Below are 21501 nucleotides of genomic sequence, written 5' to 3' on the forward strand. Positions count from 1 at the left end.
AAAAGAGGGATAACCCCAGTAATCCTATGGATGAACAGGTTATCTCATTCTTTTTTAGTAGGATAAGAGAGGATATGCCATGAGACCCCGATACTGATAAGCCCTAACAAAGCTTTCACCCACCAATAGCCGACTAGCAAAAGGGAAGTAATGATCGTAGATAGCCACATGATAGCGATCGTGATAATCTTGGAACGCAAAGGAATAGCCTTATCTTCCACAAAGCCCTTAATATGCGGCCCGAAATAACGATTGCTCATCACCCGGTTATAAAGTCTCTCCGAGCTACGGACATAAAACCAACAAGTCAGTAACCAAAAAGGAGTGGTCGGGAGCAAAGGGACAAAGATGCCGATCGCTCCCAATATGAGAAAAAACGTTCCTAACGTAATGTATATGATACGTCTCGTCCCGTTCATCAGCCAACCGTATATTCTGCGATTTGCTTGAAACCGTTCAAGAAGTCCGTTATATTCATCCGTTTCTTTCCGGCAAGTTGCAAGGAATGCAATCGAAGGAAACCATCCTTCACGGCCACATCGATATACGATTTATGATCTGTATGGATAGAACCTACCGGGAAGTTATGCGTTGCCGGACGCTTCTTCGTCTGGTAAACCTTCAAGACCATACGTTTGCCATCCGCTGAGATCAATTCCGTCCAAGCGGCAGGATAAGGAGAAAGCCCACGGACGAAATCATAGATCTTCTTCACCGGTTGGTTCCAGTCGATATGACAGGTATCTTTGAAGATCTTCGGGGCCGGACGCAACTCGGCGGCATCCTTATAGAACTCCTCTTGAGGGATAGCGTCTGTTTTTCCATCCAACAGTAAGTCCACGGTCTCGGTAACCAACCCCGCCCCCATCGCCATCAAGGCATCGTGAACGGTTTCTACATCGTCGGTATCAGCGATCGGCAGATGTTTCTGACGGATGATCTTACCCGTATCAATCTCATGCGTAAGAAAGAAAGTAGTCACGCCGGTCTCCGTATCACCATTGATAACCGCCCAGTTGATCGGAGCGGCGCCCCGGTATTGCGGAAGCAAGGAGGCATGCAGATTAAAAGTTCCCAGACGGGGCATATTCCAGACCACCTCCGGCAGCATACGAAACGCCACCACGATCTGCAAATCCGCCTGCAAGGCACGCAGTTCCTCTAAAAATGCCTCGTCCTTCAATTTCTCTGGCTGCAAGACCGGAAGACCCACCGATACGGCATATTGCTTCACAGCGCTCGGCTGAAGCACGCTACCATGACGGCCCATTGGCTTATCCGGCATCGTAATGACACCTACCACATTATATCCACCTTCTACCAAGGCACGCAGGCTCTCCACGGCGAAATCGGGAGTGCCCATATATACGATTCGTAAATCCTCTTTCTTCATATACAATAAATTGGATCTGTTTTTAACAAGTTAGTCCCCGGAAAAGTTATCGACCAATACCTCCCGATAGGAATTAAATATCTTCGATTTCGACATAAAGCCGATATAATGGCCATTCTCATCGACCACCGGAAGATTCCACGCTTTCGTATCATCAAACGTCTGCATGATCTGATCCATCGGCGTGTTGATTACGATCTTGGCCGGGGCGGAAACCATGAACTTCGATACATGGAAACGATTATACAACTCCGGACGGAACATGATATTCCGGATATTATCCAGCAAGACGATACCCAGCAACACGCCCCGCTCGTCCACGACAGGAAAGGTGTTACGTCCGCTTCGAGAAATGACCTTTACCATATCGCCCAACGTCATCTCCGGAGACACCATCTGGAAATCTTTCTCGATCACGCTATCCGCCCGTAGCAAGGTAAGCACCGCCCTATCCTTATGGTGCGTCAGCAACTCGCCTTTCTGTGCCAAACGCATGGAGTAGATACTATGAGGCTCAAACATAAGGATCGTGATATAGGAACTGATCGAGACGATCATCAAGGGGAGGAACAAATCATACCCACCCGTCAGCTCGGCGATCAAGAAAACACCGGTCAAAGGAGCGTGCATCACCCCGGACATAATGCCCGCCATACCCAGCAAAGCGAAATTCTTCTCTGAGATATACATCGTGAACGGGAAATAATTAGACGTATGCGCAAAGATAAAACCGGCGATACAGCCCAGATACAAACTAGGAGCGAAGATACCACCGCAACCCCCTCCGGCATTCGTGGCGCTGGAAGCGAATACCTTCGTAAGCAAGATCAAGGTCAAGAAGATCAAGACCCCGAAATACGTATCGTTCAGATCGTAAAACAAACTCTTGTCCATGATATGCGAGAACTGCCCGTTCAGCAACGAGCCGATCGTATCATAGCCCTCACCATATAGTGGGGGGAACAGGAATATCAAGATACTCAGCATCACGCCGCCCAACATGAACTTCTTCCAATACGTACCCAACTTCCGGTACATCCCTTCCACCTTGTTCATCACACGGGTAAAATAAAGGGATACCAATCCGCAAAAAACACCCAGCAAGAGCACGTAAGGAATACGCTCGATCTCGAATGCCTCGGTCTGAGAAAACTTAAACATGGCCTCGGTACCGGTAAAGATATAAGACATCGTAGCCGCCGTCACCGACGAGATCAGCAAAGGAAGCACGGAAGTCATCGTAAGGTCCAGCATCAATACCTCGATCACGAACACCAACCCGGCGATAGGCGCCTTGAAGATACCGGCGATCGCTCCGGCGGCACCACATCCCACGAGCAACATCAACGTCTTCTGCTCCATCCTGAACACCCGTCCCAGATTAGAACCGATAGCCGCCCCTGTCAATACGATAGGAGCCTCCGCCCCGACCGATCCACCAAAGCCGATCGTCACGGAACTGGCTACGATAGACGTCCATGTATTATGCGGCTTGATACGGCTCTTTCGTTGCGAGATGGCATACAAGATCTTCGTCACCCCATGGCCGATATCGTCACGCACGATATATTTCACGAACAAGCCGGCCAACAAGATACCGATCACCGGATAAAGCAAATAGAGATAGTTCACGCCATCAGCACTGAAATTACCCGTCAATACATGTTGTATGAAATGGATCAATTGTTTCAATATGATAGCGGCCGCAGCTGTGCAAATTCCCACGATAAAGCTGATAATAAGGATAAAATGCTTCTCCTTGATGCGCTTTTCCCGCCATAACAACAATTTATAGAATAACCCTTCGTTAGCCATTTTAAATACCTTTACCTGTAAACACTGTTTTAACTGTATAAATGAGAATCGTTATGTCCAGAATCAAGGACATATTCTCATAGTATAATATATCATATTCCAAGCGCTCGATCATCTCATCCACACTGCCGGCATATCCATATTTCACCATACCCAACGAGGTGATTCCCGGACGTACGTTATGCAGCAGATAGTAGAAGGGGGCTTTCCTCACGATCCGCTCGATGAAATATTTACGTTCCGGACGGGGGCCAACTAGCGACATATCCCCTTTCAGCACGTTCCAGAACTGCGGTAACTCGTCCAAGCGGTATTTCCGCATCACCCGTCCGAAGGGAGTGATACGGGAATCGTCCTCGGAAGAGAGCAACGGACCTTCTTCCTCGGCGTTCGTATACATCGTACGAAACTTATAGATCATGAAAGGCTCGCCCATGTATCCGATCCGTTCCTGACTGAAAAACACCGGGCCGGGGGAATCCCGCTTCACCCGCCAAGCGATATACAGGAACAAGGGAGATAAGAGCACCAAGAAAATCAGAGATAACATCTTATCCATAAAGAGCTTTACATTCTGCTCGATGGGCAAGAAGTTGTTATCCGTCACGTCCACCAGCGGAACGCCCTTTATCGCCTTGATCTTTACTTGCGATAATGAACTGGATTTATCCGCCAATATCTTGATCGGCCGTTTATAGCAATATAACGAATACAGGATATCCATCAAACGGCTATTATCCACCGTCTCCAAGGCGACAACCAGCTCATCCACCTTTTTCTCCTCTACAATCACCGGCAAAGATTCCAGCCTACCGATCACACGATCTCCGGCGACCCCGCCTTTTTTCTCCGTACCATCGGAGACAAAACCGACGATATTATAACCCAACCCATACAGGTCGTCGGCAATACACGCCGCCTTCTTCCCCGCCCCAATCATCAATACGTTCAACGCCCATTCCCTGCACTTTATCTTCCGTAACCCGGCCTGCGTAATCAATAACCGGGGAATATACGTCAAGACAAACTGTAATCCCCATAAAGAGAAAAACATATCATAATACACATGATAGGAACGGGGCAAGTCATTCAGCACTAAGGCAAAAAACAAGATCACGACACCGATCGACACGCTCCCAAGGGTAGAGAACAACTCAGTAAGCCTCGACTTACCGAACGGTTTATTATAATAACCGGAAAACCAATATAATACGAACCAGAAAAACGGGATCAATAGCTGCCCCTTCAACGAGGGGATATGCAGCAAAAAGGCCCCGACGGTATCAAACCCTTCATACACCGCCACCTCCTCATAGCGTATCAGGTTAAATAATAACCAGACTACCGACGACGCTATAAAATCCGAGACAATATATTTTCCGGCTTGTACGCTTTTCTTCATCCTTATCTAATTACCTGCACAAGCCCACCGGCTCCTAGCTTGATAATGCCGGACGGAGCGGCCTTGCTCATATCGTCCTGACGATAACTCACGATATAATCCACACCCTCCTTGATCACCTCCGATACCTCGCTGAAATTAGCGGGAGAAGGCTCGCCGCTTACGTTGGCGGAAGTAGAGACCAAGGGTTTACGGAAGCGCTCGCACAATTTCTTGGAGAACTCCTCGTTCGTGATGCGGATACCCACGCTACCATCGGCTCCCAATAGATTTGTCGCCAAGTTCTTGGCACTTGAGTAAATGATGGTCAACGGCTTATCAGACACGCTAATCAAATCCCAAGCGATATCGGGAACATCCGACACGTACCTATCCAATTTAGCCTCGCTGTCCATCAAGACCAACATAGCCTTATTGTCTGCCCTTCGCTTTAGCTCGTACACTCTTTGTACGGCTTTTTCATTGGTAGCGTCGCAACCAATTCCCCAGATAGTGTCTGTAGGATAAAGTATTATGCCGCCTGCGGCCATTACTTCGCAAGCTTTTTTAATATCTTCCGTCATTGTATTTTATAATATTTAGGCAAATGTACGAATCATTCTCCTACTTCAAAAAAATAATAACAAAAAAACTATTTTCTTTAAGCCATACCGGATATACCATATTTAATTTCTAACTTTACGGGTTGAAATATATTGCGGAAATCTCGCCTTTGTCATACGGTAGATTAAGGATGACAAGGTATCCGTAGTATCAGGCAAGCAAAAAAGAAAAAAACAATATATAATGATTAACAAATGGAACTTTCAAACCCCATCAGAAGAAGAGTTACATAAGAGAGACCAATTGGTGGCTGAATTAGGATTCAGCCCGGTAATCTGTCTCTTGCTCGTTCAACGAGGTATCACTTCGATCGAAGAGGCGAAGAAATTCTTTAAACCCAGCTTGAACGATTTGCACGACCCGTTCCTTATGCCGGATATGGATAAGGCGGTGAGGCGCTTGAACAAAGCCTTGGGGAATAAAGAAAAGATTTTAATCTACGGCGATTACGACGTGGATGGAACGACAGCGGTATCGCTCGTCTTCAAGTATTTAAGACCTTACTCGTCTACCTTGGATTTCTATATCCCAGATCGATACGACGAGGGGTACGGTATCTCTTACAAGGGTATCGATTATGCCGCCGAGAACGGCGTGTCGCTGGTTATCTCGCTGGATTGCGGTATTAAAGCGATCGAGAAGATCGAGTACGCCAAGGAGAAAGGTATCGACTTTATTATTTGCGACCACCATATGCCGGACGCCACTTTGCCGGACGCTGTCGCCGTATTGGATGCCAAGCGCTCGGATTCTATCTATCCGTATGAGCATTTATCGGGTTGCGGAGTGGGATTCAAGTTCATGCAGGCGTTCGCCAAGAGTAATAATTTCCCGTTCTCGGATCTGGAGAAGTTGTTGGAACTGACGGCGGTCAGTATCGCCTCGGATATCGTCCCGATTACGGGAGAGAACCGCATCCTCGCCTATTACGGGCTGAAGCAATTGAACAGCAACCCCAGCCTCGGGCTGAAAGGGATCATCGATATCTGCGGATTGACCGGAAAGGAGATCACGATCAGTGATATCGTATTCAAGATCGGTCCCCGTATCAACGCTTCCGGCCGTATGATGAACGGGAAGGAGGCGGTGGAACTGCTACTGTCCAAGGATAGCGCCAGTGCCCGGGAGAAGAGCGAGAGCATCAACCAATATAATGAGGAACGCCGGGAATTGGACAAGAAGATCACCGACGAGGCCAACGCTGTCATCGACGAAGTAGAGAACATGGATGACCGGAAGGCGATCGTGGTGTATAACCCGGGATGGCACAAAGGCGTGATCGGTATCGTAGCGTCCCGTTTGACCGAGAAGTATTACCGTCCGGCGGTTGTTCTTACCAAATCGTCCGAGTTGATCACCGGATCGGCACGTTCCGTAACGGGTTTCGATATTTACAAGGCGATAGAGAGTTGCCGGGATTTATTGGAGAATTTCGGGGGACATACCTACGCCGCCGGGCTTTCCCTTCGGGAGGAGAACCTAGAGGCATTCACCGAGCGTTTCTTGAAGATCGCATCCGAGGAGATCATACCGGAACAGATGATCCCACAGATCGATATCGACGCTATCTTGGATTTGAAAGAGATCAACCAGAAGTTCGTGAACGACCTAAAGAAGATGAGCCCGTTCGGACCGGACAACCAGAAGCCTGTATTCTGCTCGCTTGGCGTAAAGGACTACGGCACCAGTAAGCTCGTGGGTAAGGAACTGGAGCATCTCAAGCTGGAATTGATCGACGGAAACTCAAGCACCCCCATGCACGCCATCGCTTTCGGCATGCACAGGCACAACGACCATATCAAGGGTATGAAGCCTTTCAACATCTGCTACACGGTGGAGGAGAATACCTACAACGGCAACACCTCTATCCAGCTGATGATCAAAGACATCAAACCCGACGATATATGAGGAGGACAGGTGGACGTCTACCATAAGATATTAGAGAAGTATTGGGGATACCCTGCTTTTCGCCCCTTGCAGGAGGATATTATCCATTCCGTCTGTGCCGGAAAAGATACGCTTGGGCTGATGCCTACGGGTGGTGGTAAATCCATCACCTTTCAGGTGCCGGCCTTGGCGATGGAGGGGATTTGCATCGTCGTCACTCCCTTGATCGCCTTGATGAAAGACCAAGTGGAGAACTTACGCCGGGTCGGCATCAAGGCTACGGCTATTTATTCGGGCATGAGCCGGCAAGAGATTATCACGCAACTGGAGAATTGCATCTTCGGGGAGTATAAGTTTTTGTATGTCTCCCCGGAGCGGCTTAGTACGGATATTTTCCGGATCAAGATGGAGGCCATGCAAGTTTGTCTGCTAGTGATCGACGAGAGTCACTGTATCTCGCAATGGGGATATGATTTCCGTCCTTCTTACCTCAATATCGCTGAGATCCGGGACTTATTGCCGGGTGTTCCGGTATTGGCCTTGACCGCCACGGCTACCCCGGAAGTGGTGAATGACATACAAGAGCGTCTGCGGTTCAAGGAGAAGAACGTATTTCAAAAGAGCTTCGCCCGCAAAAATCTGGCTTATATTGTCCGGAAGACGGAAGATAAGTTAAATACACTCGTTTATATATTAGGAAAAGTTCCGGGTACGGCCATCGTATATGTCCGCAATCGGAAACGCACCAAGGAGATCGCCGTCGTGCTGCAACAGGCGGGTATCTCCGCCGATTTCTTCCATGCCGGATTAAACCGTGACGAGAAAGAACTGCGTCAGGCCCGTTGGAAAAACAACGAGTGCCGGGTAATCGTATCGACCAACGCTTTTGGTATGGGTATCGATAAGCCGGACGTGCGATTGGTCGTGCATATGGATATGCCGGGATCGTTGGAGGAATATTATCAAGAGGCCGGACGCGGGGGACGTGATGAGAAGAAAGCCTTCGCCGTGGCTCTTTGTTCCTCCACGGATAGCGCCAAGCTAAAGAAACGGCTGGCGGATGAGTTTCCGGACAAGGAGTTTATCTACCGGGTCTATGAGGCGTTGGGTAATTATTACCAGATCGCCGTAGGGTACGGGCTAGATACGGTACACGATTTCTCGTTAACGGATTTTTGTTCCGCTTATAAGTTCTCTTTATTGCAAGCACATCATGCCTTGAAGATCCTTGGGTTATCGGGCTATATCGAGTATACGGAGGAGGTGGACAACGCTTCCCGCCTGATGTTCACGGCTACCCGTGACGAGCTTTACAGGTATTTAAGTGAGAACAAGCGAACGGATGAGGTGATTCAGACGATCTTGCGTTCTTACACCGGGTTATTCGCGGATTATGTTTATATAGATGAGAGCGTAATCGCTACCCGTGCGAGAGTAACGCCTCACGAGGTGTATGAGACCTTGGTAGGTTTATCCAGATACCGGATCGTAAACTACATCCCGCATAAGAAAACCCCGTTGATTATCTATACCCAGACCCGGGAGGAACAGCGGTATCTTTCCATACCCCGCTCGGCGTATGAGGAACGCAAGGAGCGTTTCGGGAAACGGATCGAGAAGGTGCTGGAATATATCAACGAGGAGCGGGTATGCCGTAGCCGCATGCTCCTATCCTATTTCGGCGAGGAAGATTCCGCCCCTTGTGGCTGTTGCGACGTATGCCTATCGAAGCATGAATCACAGCTTATGAATTGGGAATTCAGCGCTATCCGGGAAAGTCTCGTAAAGGTATTGGCCGGGGAATCCCCTATCCCCGTGAAAGAACTTATTGAGAAATTACCTTTCCCTCAAGAGAAAAGCCTCACGGCCATCCGCTTTCTGGCGGATCAAGATCCCCGATTCACATTAAGCGACGGCTATCTATCGCACGAGGATTCAGCAAAATAGCACGATGCCCATCGTAAGCTCCTTAGAATGCCCATTGTTAGCTTGCTAGAATGCCCATCATAAGGAGCTTACAATGGGCATTCTAATAAACCAAGTATCACCGCTTATAATTACTCCGATTAGATACTTGTTTTTCCGTCGGGAAATCAGCGGGAACCTTTTGGGTTACTTTGCCGGTAGCGGCCCATTCCGCACCTCTTAACAAGGTGATCTGGAAGCCGGCGCATTGCATAGCCGGACAATTCTCTACCGTTTCCCCCGCGTGCCCTAGCATCGTATGGAATATACGGGCATTCCCATAATCAACCGTAAAGATCAACGGCTCCTCACGGCCGGAGCCTCCGGTCTCCTTGTCCGAATAAGCGGTATACAAGCAATCCTTTATATTTCCCGGGCCACGCATACGATCATATAACTCATCCTGCGCATGTTTCCATTTATTCGGCAGCCCCTTCATGATCGGATGCTCATGGTTCCGGGCATTCAGCACATACTCATGTTGCTTGCCATGAGAGCCACCCACGCCCGCCGAGCTATCCTTTATCAACTTACCATCGCTCCAATATACATAGGGTCCCGCTTTCTCATCCCGGTTCTCCCAACCGCCCAAGGCACAAATCTTATTGTATTCCGGCCAGTTCACGAAGGCGTTATCAGCGGCATGATAGATCACGACACCACCACCTCCTCGCACATATTCCAAAAAACGACGGTTTGTCTCTTCCGGCCAAGCATCCCCATTATAATCCAGCACCACCAGCTCGTAAGGACTAAAATCCAAGACAAAGCCGGACATATCCTTCCCCGCCTCCGGAGAGACCGCAAAATCCACGGAGAAGCGTCCCGAGTTCTCCAATATCTGTTTAAGCACCACATGGCTCACCTGCCAATTATGGTTATTCTGCCCCGTTATTAATAACGTCTTGATCGGCTTACGGGCCGACATGCCACATACAACCAGTAAAGCGGCCAAAAGGAAAACGATCTTCCTACAAAATACATGTCTCATGGTATGAATAAGATTTAAGTAAACTATAAATTATCCGTCTTTATTTAATAACAAAGGGAAGCGGCACCGAATAGCCCCGGATTCTCCAGCTTAGAGAAACGTATCTTCAAGTTCTTGATAGAGTTCGGATAAGCGAAATCCTTCAAGTCCTCATACATGCTCTCCTCAAACAACTCATGGGCGGCGGTCACCGAGCCTCCGAAAACGATCATCTCTGGATCTACTGTCAATACCACGATCTTGATAGCGGCGGCCACATGTACGCCCAACTGCCGGTAAGCCTCCAGCGCCTGCTCGTCCTTCCGCATCGCACGGGTGTACATCTCCTTCCCATCCACGCCCCATACGTTCATGAAATAGGAACCGCTACAGAAATATTCCAAGATCTGTCCTTGGTAGGGAATCATGCCAAACTCTCCCGAGCCACAATTAGCGTCGGCCAGCAGCTTGCCATTCTGGATAATTCCACCCCCCAGGCCCGTACCCAAGGTGAGGCCCACGAAGTTATCAACCGTCTTTCCGTCGCCAAAGATACGCTCACCCAGAGCGAAGCAATTCGCATCGTTATCCACATAAACCGGCACGGAGAAGCGAGCCTCCAAGATCTCCTTCAAATGTACCTCCTCCCAATGCGGGATATTCACCACGTTATATACGATCCCCTTCTCACGATCCACCACGCTCGGCACACCGATACCGATAGCTACCACGCCCTCGTCCCACACGGAACGGATCACCTCTATCAAAGCCTCCAATGTCTCCCCGCAATCCGCGGCGTCCTGGGGAGTCGGGGCGTTCCCCTGAGCCACTAATCGATCCCCTGCGATACGGCCGGCACGCATATTCGTCCCCCCTAAATCCACTCCGATATAAGCGTTTTTCTTGACTACACTCATTCTTTTCACGATATTAATTAGATTATACTCCCACAAAGCTAACAAAAAAGGCAATGCTACGAATAACATTGCCTTTTAAACTGATTAAATATCTCTATCAAATACCAACTACTTCCGGTAACTGATCTATGATTTCCCTATACACTCATAGGTAAAACCGGCCTCATGAAGCTCATAGGCATCATAAATATTACGGCCATCGATCAATAAGGAATTACGCATAAGCTTTTTAAGTACAGCCCAACTAGGGATACGAAATGCCTTCCATTCCGTAACCAGCAACAAGGCATCCGCATCCACCGTAGCGTCATACATATCACTCGCGTAGACGACCTTGTCACCCAGCCTACGTCTGCACTCCGCCATAGCGATCGGATCATACACCTTGACCGTAGCACCCGCTTTCGTCAGCAAATCAACCAAGATCAAAGAGGTAGCCTCACGCATATCATCCGTCTCCGGCTTAAAAGCCAAGCCCCATAGGGCTATCGTCTTCCCGGATAAGTCCGGGATATGTTTTTGAAGTTTATGGAACAATACGCTCTTTTGCCGCTCATTTACCTCCTCGACCGCTCTCAAGACATTCATCGTATAGCCATTCTTTTCAGCCGTCTTGATCAACGCCTTTACGTCTTTCGGGAAACAAGAACCACCATAGCCGCATCCCGGGTACAAGAACTTACTCCCGATACGACTGTCCGAGCCTATCCCCTTACGCACCATGTTCACGTCAGCACCCACCAACTCACAAAGATTGGCGATGTCATTCATAAAACTGATACGGGTAGCCAACATGGAATTAGCGGCGTATTTGATCATCTCAGCGGAAGGCACATCCGTAAAGATCAAGCGATAGTTATTCATCATGAACGGCTTATACAACTTCTCCATCAGCTTTCGTGCCCGATCCGATTCCACGCCGACCACCACACGATCCGGCTTCATGAAATCATCCACCGCATTTCCCTCCTTCAAGAACTCCGGATTACTGGCCACGTCAAACTCAACAGACACACCCCGTTTATCCAATTCCTCTTGGATAGCGACCTTGACCTTCCGGGCCGTACCCACCGGTACCGTACTTTTAGTCACCACTAACGTATATTTATTGATATGCTGCCCTACCGTACGGGCAACCTCCAGCACATAACGCAGATCCGCACTGCCATCCTCGTCCGGAGGTGTACCTACCGCACTGAACACCACCTCCACGTCACCCAGAACGGAGGAGAGATCCGTCGTGAACTTCAAACGTCCGGCATTATAATTCTTATGGACCATATCCTCCAAGCCCGGCTCGTAAATCGGGATGACACCCTTCTTCAAGTTCTCGATCTTCTCGGCCATCACATCCACACACGTAATGTCCACACCCATCTCCGAAAAACAGGTACCCGTTACCAAACCGACATATCCTGTCCCGACAATCGCTATTTTCATACCGTAGAATTTATTTTTATAGATTATAATATGATTTGAACCACGCCACGGTTCGATTAACACCCTCTTGAATATCCATTGAAGGCTTAAAACCCACTGCCTGTTGAAGTAATGTAGTATCGGCGTTCGTCTGATACACGTCCCCCGGTTGCATCGGAAGGAAATCCTTCACCGCCTCTTTCCCGCAAGCGCTCTCTATAGCTTGTATAAAATCCATCAACCTGACAGGCCGTGAATTGCCTATATTATAAATACGATAGGGTGCGAAGGAGGAACTAGGATCCGGATGCTCCGGGTCCCAATCCGGATTCGGTGTAGCCGGCCGGTCCAAGACCCGTATCACTCCCTCCACGATATCATCTATATACGTAAAGTCACGTAGCATATCCCCGTTATTGAACACCTTGATCGGACGATCGTGCAGGATAGCGTCGGCGAACAAGAATGGAGACATATCCGGTCTCCCCCATGGCCCATACACCGTGAAGAAGCGCAAACCCGTGGTAGGAATCCCATACAATTGGCTATACGCATGCGCCATCAACTCGTTAGACTTCTTGGATGCGGCATACAAGCTCACGGGATGGGCGATACTCGTTTTCTCAGAGAAAGGCACATCAGCGTTCAGCCCATACACGCTGCTGGAACTAGCATACACCAGATGCCTCACCTTATGATGCCTACATCCCTCCAGCACATTGATAAAACCATCCAAGTTCGATTCCACGTACGCATACGGATTCGTGATCGAATAACGTACGCCCGCTTGGGCGGCCAGATTAACCACAGCGTCGAACCCCTCGTTGGAGAAAAGCATCCGCATCGCTTGCCGATCCTCCAGATTCATCCGGATAAAACGGTATTTCTCATACGTATGGCTCGGAGTCAATTTATACCAATCCACCTCCTCTTCCCGTATGCCCGCCTCCTTCAAGCGACCATACTTCAAGGCCGTATCATAATACCCATTGACATTATCCAAACCCACGACCTCGTTCCCCCGCTCCAGCAAACGCCGTGCGACGAACGAGGCGATAAAGCCGGCGGAGCCGGTCAGTAAAACCTTCATAAATATGTAAATTGAAAAAAGATTTGTGCAAGAAACAGCTATAGATCGGTAATAAATATCTCTGTATTACCTCAATAATGGATCACAAATTTCTGATTTGGTCTCTGATTAATTTAATAGAATAATCTTGTGAAGAAAGAAATGGCTTATTAATAAAATAATATTCAATTTCATCACTCAAATTATTCGTCACAAATGACAATGAGCGATGATACGCATCAATAAAAGCTCCTTTATCACAAATATTCACATCTCCCCTAATTTTCTTTTCATTATCACGTTTTTGTTCTCGAGAAACAGCAATTAAAACCCGTAATAAGTAATTTGCAAACGTATGGCCCTGTAATAATTTCCAACACTCAGAAACAGAAATGCCCATTGAGACTAAATCATCTTTCACAACTTCTATATCTTGCCTATATTTATCAAATAGAGGCTGATATTTATTTAGTATATTCAACTGCCAAGTATTTATATCATCAGCCTCACACCCAAACCGAACAAGTAACGAAGCCACCTCCTGAAAAACCATCTCTATACAAATATCATTATTCATTTGTTCATGACTTTCCGGCACAACTCTTTTTCGTTCATAAGCGATTAGTAAAAAGAGCAAAGGAGACACACTTTCTGAAAAGATCCTAATTAAATTTTCAAAGTCAAAAGAAACTGATTCTTTCAAGACCGCTTCTGCGTACTTACATACGATATCCGGAAAAAGTTTATGATTCTCTATAGAATAGAAAACCGTATGTAATACATATTTATCATTCCACAAACGAGAAGAATAAGAATGATAAGATGGAACCACAACATCATAGTCCATATCAACCGCAACAACCTTACTAGGCCCTAAATCTGAAATTTCCATCAAGGAGTCTTTTCCTTTCCGATCTTTCATGTTTCCGGTTAGGTTATCTTCCACCTTTAAGGTCTCAATATCAATCCGAGCATATTTATCAATGACATCTTGGAATAATAAAATCCAAAAAGGAATGTCATCATCCCCCTCCACCAATACGAGCAAATCCCTCTTATCGGTCCTCTTTCGGAAATAACGGCTTAATTCTATTTCCCTTGACGTATTAGCTTCGGATAATCTTGTCATTCCTTCAACAAATCCTCCATGTTTACAATACGTTTCTCCCAACCTTCATAAATAATAGAAGGAGAGTGAGTCGCTATAATCAATTGTCCAAAAGGATTGATCTCCCTAGCTACACGTATCAGTGCTCGTTGCCAATCAATATGCATTGAGATTTCCGGCTCATCCCAAAAGATAATACTGTCTTTTCCATCCTGTATCAATGCGAGAATCAGCACGATCAATAGTTGCTTCTCCCCTGACGATAACTCATTCGGATAAATAACCACACCATTTTCCAAAAGAAAACGTATCTCACTGGTCGTATCATCTAATTTTTTATGGGTAGGCGAGAATAACTCATTTACTTTCTTGATAAATAATTCTTTCCGGTCATACAGACTAGAGATCGTCGCAAGGTTCTCCTGCTTGTTTTTTACGGCCTTTTCAACCTCCTTGGAAATATTCGCCAAATATTTGTAATAATCCTCCAAAGCCTTGTCCACCGACATATCCAATTCCGAACGTATCTTATCCTTCTTAAATGACAAATATCGCTTATACTGATCTTCATTTGGCAAACTAGCGTCGACAGTAGAAATCATACCGATCCGAAGATTAACCATATCTGTTCGCGATATTATTTCGCCATGATGCCTATACCCCACAACAAACAAATCGTCTTCTCGCTCACAAATAATACGATATCCTTCCGTAAGTTCTATTTCGACTTCCTCTACCTTCTTTTCCAAACGAGGAAGTAATGCCCCATACCAAAGAATAGAAGATATTATATCCAACAAGGTCGTTTTTCCTGACCCATTTATACCGGAAAGCAAATTAACATCTTTGTTTAATTTCCAATCCAGAAAATACTTATTCCAGAAACCTTTTATACGAACTCTTTCTATCAGCATAAGCCACGCAATAGTTATATTCTCAACAAAGGAACAAATAAATATCTATTTACGCAATGGATATACTCTGTACTTTCAGAAACTTCATCCAAACAAAACACATGAACAGATTTAGCGAAGCTCTCAATGCATCAATTTATCATAAATCGCCAAATGCTTTGCAATGACATCATCCAAGGAAAAATCCCGTCCCGCAATCTGGCGGGAATTAAGTCCCATTCGTTTCCTTAAATCTGCGTCATCAATCAAAATCCTCAATTTTTCCGCTAGTGCCTTGCTATCTTTAATAGGAATCAGAAATCCATTCACCCCATCCTCTACCGTATCCTTACACCCAATAGAGTTTGTCGTGACGATAGGCCGCCCAATGGCTGTAGCCTCAATCAACGATTTCGGCACCCCCTCTCGGTAATAACTAGGGAAAGCTATGATATGGGATGATCTCAACAAATCCGGAACATCCGATCTATATCCCAGCCATTGTATATAATTCCCATCGCAACGATCATTCAACTCTTCCTCCTTGATCGCTTTTGGGTTCGACGACAAACCGCCACACAGGAGAAAACATACACGTCCCTCATATTCTTTTCGGAGTAACTCCGCAGCATTCACCAATACCCAAACACCTTTCTCCTCTACCATTCTCGCCGAGAACAGTATCCGAATCTTATCAGAGACAAGCTCAGGAGTATATGTATACGTCTTTAGATCCACTCCCGATCCTTTGATGAATCGGATTTGATCTTTAGTTACCACTCTTTTCTCGACAAACAACCGTTCATCCTCATGATTTTGAAATATCTCGATCAAATTCTTTCGATGGTGCGAGAAACGGAGAACACTCAATATCAAGCTTGTCAACCGAGATTCTTTCTCTAATGAAAACATCACACCCAATCCGCTGACAGCGTTCACAACACCTTTCACACCGGCTAATTTAGCGGCCAGTCCACCCCAAAGGATGACCTTCAAACCTACATGGTGCACGATATCCGGTTTCTCCCGCTTATAAAGTCGATAGAGAAACCAAAAAGTCTTTAGCTCCTTTATCGGATTCTTCCCCGTAGGATGAATGGGTAGTTCCAGCATCTTCAAACCCAACGCTTCCACCTGTTCCCTACGCCCGGTATTCTTAGCCACGATCGCCATGTCATAACCTGCCTCTTGCGCACGAACAGCCAGCTCCTTGCGATGCGTAAGGAGGAAATAATCCTCATTGAGGACGATAAATATTTTTTCCATTCTTATCTATTTCGTTATAAGGAACTGGCAATACGAACTCTTCTCCTAACTCAAAATCAAAAGAGTCTGGACTAAACCTCATATAGCCGCTCGCATCATAAAATGTAAATTCCCCAAAGATTATCTTACCTTCGACATTATAAAGATCCACCCTAACATGTGGGAAATCTGATGAGAGATTTTTCGCAATCTTAACCATTTCCTCAAAGTTATAAGGCTTTTCTATATTCCTAGATAGAGGTTTCTCATCGGCTCTAATAGCATCTATTCTTTCAAAATCAATAGTATAAATACCCAAACCACATTTATCCCCCATATCTCTATCCGCTATGATATATAAATATTTTACATTTCCATTAAAACAATGAAATTTATAATCCACTAATCCTCCTTTTTCTAAAGCAGATTCTATATATTTTTCTACAATAAATCTAGAACCCTTGATTCCTGTATACGCCCACTCCCTACCAGGATGAACACGTATTTTATTTTTCCATCCATCCAATTTTTCAATTAGTTTCTCGATATCCAGATTAGATTTATCTTTACAGATAAAAACATTTTGACCACCACCACCATCTGTCGTTTTTATCACAAATCTATTTGGAAGTTCTTTGAAAGGAATATCTCTTGCAGAATCATAAACACCATAACATTCATTAAGCAAATCAGAATATCCTTTTGAAGATATATATCCACGAACATCGTATTTATCTACACAGATGAACATTAATGGATTTCTATAATAAAGCTTATACCATTGAAGTTTTTCCGAGAATCGACGTGGATGTTTCAGAGATAGTCTGCGTCCCATCTTTATGTAATATTGCACACGTAACATGATACTGTCTGGAACCCATGAGCAACAATTTAAGATCAAAAACCTAAGTTCTCTAGATTTGACTATTTTCTTATAATCCATAACCATTAATTTTTCCAACACGAATGAGCCTCAAACCTCCATTTCTTAGGGAATCTTACATCAGAAACCTTTTTATCAGAAATCTCTTTATTATTCGAATGAATAAACACATTCAACACATATCCATATTGATCCAAAATAAAGCGAATATGAGGAATCTCATGGCACTCCAATTGCATAATCTTTGATAAAGTATAATCGAAAATAAACATATCATCAGACATCATAATGATCCCCAAAGGCTTAGGAGAAGGTCCGACAGGTCCTTCCTTCTCCCCACAAATGATCATATCCCCAATATTAAGGATCTCCCTCTGAGGAAGATCACATATATTCCCTTCTTTATTCGCATACCTCACTATATGATTTAAATCTACAACAGTCCTCCAAATCGTATCATTACCATACCAACTGCCTATACGGTATTTGTCACCGCTAAACAATACACCAAGGATATATAATGACTTTTTCAAGAAATCAAGAAGTTTGGCCATTACTATTTGACCTTTAACCGAACAAATAGTTTGTCTGTTATCAATATATTCCATATACATTTTAAGGATACTTTTCTTATCATAAGCATCCCCTGTTCCAGATTCTTTATCACCTATCGCTCGATGAGGAAGGGAAGCTTTCTCGTAAGTGATACCGACAAAATTTTTCATCGCTCCGGTTATACCCGCGAGTCTATGGGTTTTAGGTTTTGGGATATTGATCACCACATCAGCTAACAATACCGCCTCATTTATTTCATATCGATGGATTCCTTTGTCATGATAGTTTTTTGTTAGATTATAATCATAGTCACTAACTTTATATACATATTCTTTTTTGTCATTTTCTGCATGTAATGAATTTGATCCCAAGTCTACAACCTTTGACTTATAAGGAGAATCAATCAATGTCAGTTCATTACTTACCCCTTTATGAAATACACATTTATATTTTCTAAAATCACATATATCGACAGTTATTCCATTTCTATTTATAAAAGAAAACAATTGGTTATACCCAGCCAGCTCAAACATTTCATCCAAATCTGTTCCCTGCATTGGCGCATCCCCCAAAATTATCATACCCTCTCCCTTCAAAGCGATCACAACATAGTCTAAAATCGCACGAACTAAGGAAGGGTGTGTAACCAAACATGTCAAGCTAGGATCCCCCCTATAAACTTTATTTTTATGAGATACCCAATTAGGCTTCAACAATACGGTCTGACCAGGCTTAATAACATTACCTAATGGGTTCCAATTACATTTTCCAAAATTCGCCTTATCATACCCCATACCATATAGCGTATTCCTCAGCATATCATATACATCATTAGGTATAGACGAAATCTCATCTTTTCCCCATGGATATTCTGGATACAATCGACTTGGATTATAAAAATCAGTTCCTTTTGGATAGTTATAAACACCACCGTTCTCTATATAAACGCAATTCATACTTGACACTTTATATTAAATTATTATCAAATCCTCTTGTCCTCCACATCCTTACGTACCTCCGAGAAAAAGTCACGAATCCGTTTTTCTAATTTGGAATGCTCATAATCACCAGCCATTTGGAAATTGCGCTCGGCAGTCTGACGATATTTAGCGTTATCACGTAAATGTATTAAGCACCGTACGATACCTTTAACATCTTTCTGGTCCACAACAAACTCAGGTTCCAATAGCTCAGGTATTCCTCCCGTATTAAAGCCAATGCAAGGCAGAGCCACACTCATCGCTTCCACAACCGAGCGAGGTAAACCTTCTTGTAAACTAGGTTGCAAATAAATGTCAGCATCCTTAAGTATTTTCATCACCTCTTTTGAAGTCTTAAGTCCCAAGAATATCACTTGATCCTCTACACCCAAACGTTTACAAAGAGTGCGGAGATAATCACCCTTGCCTCCTCCTATCAACCAATACCGATAATGAAGATCCCCTAAACTCTTCAGCCGGGCAATAGCACGAATCACAAACTCATGTCCCTTGTAGCGCACATCCACATGTGCCGTGGTAATCAACCGAACCTCATCCGTCTCCTTACGGCTTGATAACTTCCGCAGACGGCTCTCCAATGCCATAGGGTCAAACACACCAAAATTAGTGTCCGAACAACCCAAAGCTCTACCTTCTGTCGGATACCTACGCTGCAAAAACTCCTTTGTTACATAATGTACATAATCAGAATGCCGTACACTGTAACGAGTAGTAAGAAAACTGATTGGTGCCATCAAACGAGCTAACAGCCGATGATGATTATGGAGCGAATCCCATGGACAAGCCACTAAAAATGAAAGAAAAGGTATTTCATGTCGCCGTGCGATCCTCATCGCAGTATCTGCGTCGCCAGATGGCATATAGCCTACCACCAAATCCATAGAAGGCACCAAGCGTTCCAGTAATTTCCGATTGTAAATACTATTCTTTAACCATCCTCCAATACTTTTATTAGTAGGACGCAAGTGCTTCACATGCTCCAAATCCACAAAGTCAATCTTTTGATTCAGATACATAATACTAGCCATCTCATCCGAATATGAAAATGATGCCACAAGATGTAATTCTCCCAACACACTCATATTTTCAAGCGTCCCATACAAGGGGAAATCACAGTAACACCCGTCTTTCCTGATATCGATATATTGATTAGTTACAAGCAAAACCTTCATTACTACAAATATTAATATTCATTACAAATTAAATAGCACATTCTGATACGGAAATAAATAACTAAACTCCCTCAAATCAGGATTCAACTTCGTTACATATAAATACAAATAACAATAAAAGACAAACACAAAAGAAATAAATATTTTAGCAAAACAATTAGAGTATCTATACCAATAAAAAATCAAAAACACCAACGACAAATTAAAATAAAAAATAATCCTACCTAGAGGAACAAAAGAAGACAAAACAGTGATAACACTACCCATTAGCAATATAACAATCAGCATATTATACTCTTTTTTTCTTTCATCTGGAATTTTCTTTCGAAGCACATAGGCAATTATAACAAATGGGAGTGTATCCAACTTGTCTACAGTTAACCCTTCTTCAAACCCATAAACATCCTGTATCTGATATGAGACATATCTAGCACCCAATATATTCGATGCTAGATAACTCACAAAAAACAGACAAACGCCTAAACAAGCAGTAATTATTATAGAAGTCTGCCATGGATGATCAACAAAATAATGTTTGCTAAATATCAAAAAGCAAAACATCACACCTGCAGAATAATGAAAAAGCATGGCAAATAAAATCCACCATACGTATTTTTTCATATTACCTTCCATCAAAAATGAGTAAGCATAAAATATGATGGATATGGCGATAAACATACGTACTAAAGCAGCACTTATCATTAAGAAATATAGAAAACACAGTATATATAACAAACTCAAAGGATAATAAATTCGGCCAGTATGTTTTTTAAATGCCATATAAAAAAAGATAAAAGGTATGGTGGAGCAGATCACTTGGCAGAATATATAATTATCCACAATACGAGAACAGATCCAGTTTAAGCATAAAAAACCAGGCTCCATCGTAGTCATCTGAAAGCCCCTTATCCAACCTGTTTTTTTAACTAAATCGAATATCTCTAGATAGACAGGATCATCTATTCCACTAACATTGCGGAATGCCAGTATAAACCAAACAAAAGAAAAGCTTGCAATAAGTAAGAGATGCGTCAAAGCCTTATTCTTAGAAATATAAGCTAAAGAAGCTATTGCAACAGTTCCTGCAACTGAAGTATAATATAACAAATAAGTCGACTCGAAATGGTTTCCTATAACAAAAAAACAGATTATGAGCACATAAAATATTACAGGCACGAAAAAAAAATTAATAACACCCAGCATC

Annotated in this window: 18 protein-coding genes; 2 read left to right on the forward strand and 16 right to left on the reverse strand. The window is 44.4% G+C overall.

The genetic code is table 11. The features are described from left to right. Window positions 1-44 precede the first annotated feature (44 nt). The 5 genes from DWX33_RS19735 to DWX33_RS19755 are packed head-to-tail and all read right to left on the reverse strand — an operon-like array spanning window position 45 to window position 5173. The gene (locus tag DWX33_RS19735) at window positions 45-419 is read right to left on the reverse strand and encodes a YbaN family protein (RefSeq protein ID WP_005866200.1); all 375 of its coding nucleotides are present in this window, start codon (window positions 417-419) and stop codon (window positions 45-47) included. After that, window positions 419-1393, reverse strand: coding sequence for a methionyl-tRNA formyltransferase (fmt, locus tag DWX33_RS19740; RefSeq protein ID WP_122380938.1), 975 nt, complete (start codon window positions 1391-1393; stop codon window positions 419-421). Before fmt ends, DWX33_RS19735 begins: the two co-directional genes overlap by 1 nt. Before the next feature lie 30 nt (window positions 1394-1423). Then, window positions 1424-3208 carry a chloride channel protein gene (locus DWX33_RS19745; RefSeq protein ID WP_005858223.1) on the reverse strand — a complete coding sequence of 595 codons (1785 nt, stop codon included), beginning with the start codon at window positions 3206-3208 and terminating at the stop codon, window positions 1424-1426. Window position 3209: 1 nt separating this feature from the next. Further along, window positions 3210-4610, reverse strand: coding sequence for a sugar transferase (locus DWX33_RS19750; protein WP_005866194.1), 1401 nt, complete (start codon window positions 4608-4610; stop codon window positions 3210-3212). Window positions 4611-4612: 2 nt separating this feature from the next. Beyond that, a complete protein-coding gene (locus DWX33_RS19755) occupies window positions 4613-5173 on the reverse strand; it encodes an L-threonylcarbamoyladenylate synthase (protein ID WP_008774182.1) in 561 nt (186 codons plus the stop codon). 223 nt (window positions 5174-5396) lie between these two features. Between DWX33_RS19755 and recJ the strand changes: the two genes are divergently transcribed. Then, on the forward strand, window positions 5397-7121 hold the full coding sequence (recJ, locus tag DWX33_RS19760) for a single-stranded-DNA-specific exonuclease RecJ (protein WP_005866190.1): 1725 nt from the start codon (window positions 5397-5399) through the stop codon (window positions 7119-7121). 9 nt (window positions 7122-7130) lie between these two features. Next, a complete protein-coding gene (locus DWX33_RS19765) occupies window positions 7131-9047 on the forward strand; it encodes an ATP-dependent DNA helicase RecQ (protein WP_122380939.1) in 1917 nt (638 codons plus the stop codon). A 97-nt stretch (window positions 9048-9144) separates the two neighbouring features. Here the strand turns inward: DWX33_RS19765 and DWX33_RS19770 are convergent, their stop codons facing one another. From DWX33_RS19770 to DWX33_RS19820, 11 genes are all read right to left on the reverse strand, one after another. Further along, a complete protein-coding gene (locus tag DWX33_RS19770) occupies window positions 9145-10056 on the reverse strand; it encodes a ThuA domain-containing protein (protein WP_122380940.1) in 912 nt (303 codons plus the stop codon). Window positions 10057-10100: 44 nt separating this feature from the next. Beyond that, the gene (locus tag DWX33_RS19775; RefSeq protein ID WP_122380954.1) at window positions 10101-10952 is read right to left on the reverse strand and encodes an ROK family protein; all 852 of its coding nucleotides are present in this window, start codon (window positions 10950-10952) and stop codon (window positions 10101-10103) included. A 126-nt stretch (window positions 10953-11078) separates the two neighbouring features. Then, window positions 11079-12392: a UDP-glucose/GDP-mannose dehydrogenase family protein gene (locus DWX33_RS19780; protein ID WP_122380941.1), complete on the reverse strand. Its 1314-nt coding sequence runs from the start codon at window positions 12390-12392 to the stop codon at window positions 11079-11081. Between the two features lie 16 nt (window positions 12393-12408). Beyond that, window positions 12409-13461, reverse strand: coding sequence for an NAD-dependent epimerase (locus tag DWX33_RS19785; RefSeq protein WP_122380942.1), 1053 nt, complete (start codon window positions 13459-13461; stop codon window positions 12409-12411). Window positions 13462-13543: 82 nt separating this feature from the next. Beyond that, the gene (locus DWX33_RS19790; protein WP_122380943.1) at window positions 13544-14569 is read right to left on the reverse strand and encodes a DUF4435 domain-containing protein; all 1026 of its coding nucleotides are present in this window, start codon (window positions 14567-14569) and stop codon (window positions 13544-13546) included. Beyond that, the gene (locus DWX33_RS19795) at window positions 14566-15462 is read right to left on the reverse strand and encodes an AAA family ATPase (protein ID WP_122380944.1); all 897 of its coding nucleotides are present in this window, start codon (window positions 15460-15462) and stop codon (window positions 14566-14568) included. The genes DWX33_RS19790 and DWX33_RS19795 overlap by 4 nt, the downstream gene beginning before the upstream one ends. Before the next feature lie 123 nt (window positions 15463-15585). After that, complete coding sequence (locus tag DWX33_RS19800; protein ID WP_122380945.1) at window positions 15586-16707, reverse strand: glycosyltransferase family 4 protein; 1122 nt, start codon at window positions 16705-16707, stop codon at window positions 15586-15588. Next, on the reverse strand, window positions 16679-17629 hold the full coding sequence (locus DWX33_RS19805; RefSeq protein ID WP_122380955.1) for an ATP-grasp fold amidoligase family protein: 951 nt from the start codon (window positions 17627-17629) through the stop codon (window positions 16679-16681). Before DWX33_RS19805 ends, DWX33_RS19800 begins: the two co-directional genes overlap by 29 nt. Window positions 17630-17634: 5 nt before the next feature. Then, complete coding sequence (locus tag DWX33_RS19810; protein WP_122380946.1) at window positions 17635-19080, reverse strand: DUF362 domain-containing protein; 1446 nt, start codon at window positions 19078-19080, stop codon at window positions 17635-17637. 26 nt (window positions 19081-19106) lie between these two features. Continuing rightward, window positions 19107-20297, reverse strand: coding sequence for a glycosyltransferase (locus DWX33_RS19815; RefSeq protein WP_122380947.1), 1191 nt, complete (start codon window positions 20295-20297; stop codon window positions 19107-19109). Window positions 20298-20318: 21 nt separating this feature from the next. Then, the gene (locus DWX33_RS19820) at window positions 20319-21500 is read right to left on the reverse strand and encodes an EpsG family protein (RefSeq protein ID WP_122380948.1); all 1182 of its coding nucleotides are present in this window, start codon (window positions 21498-21500) and stop codon (window positions 20319-20321) included. Window position 21501: the final 1 nt, after the last annotated feature.

Source organism: Parabacteroides sp. AF19-14 (genome assembly GCF_003635485.1).
Classification (GTDB): domain Bacteria; phylum Bacteroidota; class Bacteroidia; order Bacteroidales; family Tannerellaceae; genus Parabacteroides; species Parabacteroides distasonis.

Bases quoted from the DNA above. Each gene is read 5' to 3' on its own strand.
- DWX33_RS19735 (WP_005866200.1), bottom strand. From the start codon at position 419: ATGAACGGGACGAGACGTATCATATACATTACGTTAGGAACGTTTTTT.
- fmt (WP_122380938.1), bottom strand. From the start codon at position 1,393: ATGAAGAAAGAGGATTTACGAATCGTATATATGGGCACTCCCGATTTC.
- DWX33_RS19745 (WP_005858223.1), bottom strand. From the start codon at position 3,208: ATGGCTAACGAAGGGTTATTCTATAAATTGTTGTTATGGCGGGAAAAG.
- DWX33_RS19750 (WP_005866194.1), bottom strand. From the start codon at position 4,610: ATGAAGAAAAGCGTACAAGCCGGAAAATATATTGTCTCGGATTTTATA.
- DWX33_RS19755 (WP_008774182.1), bottom strand. From the start codon at position 5,173: ATGACGGAAGATATTAAAAAAGCTTGCGAAGTAATGGCCGCAGGCGGC.
- recJ (WP_005866190.1), top strand. From the start codon at position 5,397: ATGATTAACAAATGGAACTTTCAAACCCCATCAGAAGAAGAGTTACAT.
- DWX33_RS19770 (WP_122380940.1), bottom strand. From the start codon at position 10,056: ATGAGACATGTATTTTGTAGGAAGATCGTTTTCCTTTTGGCCGCTTTA.
- DWX33_RS19775 (WP_122380954.1), bottom strand. From the start codon at position 10,952: ATGAGTGTAGTCAAGAAAAACGCTTATATCGGAGTGGATTTAGGGGGG.
- DWX33_RS19780 (WP_122380941.1), bottom strand. From the start codon at position 12,392: ATGAAAATAGCGATTGTCGGGACAGGATATGTCGGTTTGGTAACGGGT.
- DWX33_RS19785 (WP_122380942.1), bottom strand. From the start codon at position 13,461: ATGAAGGTTTTACTGACCGGCTCCGCCGGCTTTATCGCCTCGTTCGTC.
- DWX33_RS19790 (WP_122380943.1), bottom strand. From the start codon at position 14,569: ATGACAAGATTATCCGAAGCTAATACGTCAAGGGAAATAGAATTAAGC.
- DWX33_RS19795 (WP_122380944.1), bottom strand. From the start codon at position 15,462: ATGCTGATAGAAAGAGTTCGTATAAAAGGTTTCTGGAATAAGTATTTT.
- DWX33_RS19800 (WP_122380945.1), bottom strand. From the start codon at position 16,707: ATGGAAAAAATATTTATCGTCCTCAATGAGGATTATTTCCTCCTTACG.
- DWX33_RS19805 (WP_122380955.1), bottom strand. From the start codon at position 17,629: ATGGATTATAAGAAAATAGTCAAATCTAGAGAACTTAGGTTTTTGATC.
- DWX33_RS19810 (WP_122380946.1), bottom strand. From the start codon at position 19,080: ATGAATTGCGTTTATATAGAGAACGGTGGTGTTTATAACTATCCAAAA.
- DWX33_RS19815 (WP_122380947.1), bottom strand. From the start codon at position 20,297: ATGAAGGTTTTGCTTGTAACTAATCAATATATCGATATCAGGAAAGAC.
- DWX33_RS19820 (WP_122380948.1), bottom strand. From the start codon at position 21,500: ATGCTGGGTGTTATTAATTTTTTTTTCGTGCCTGTAATATTTTATGTG.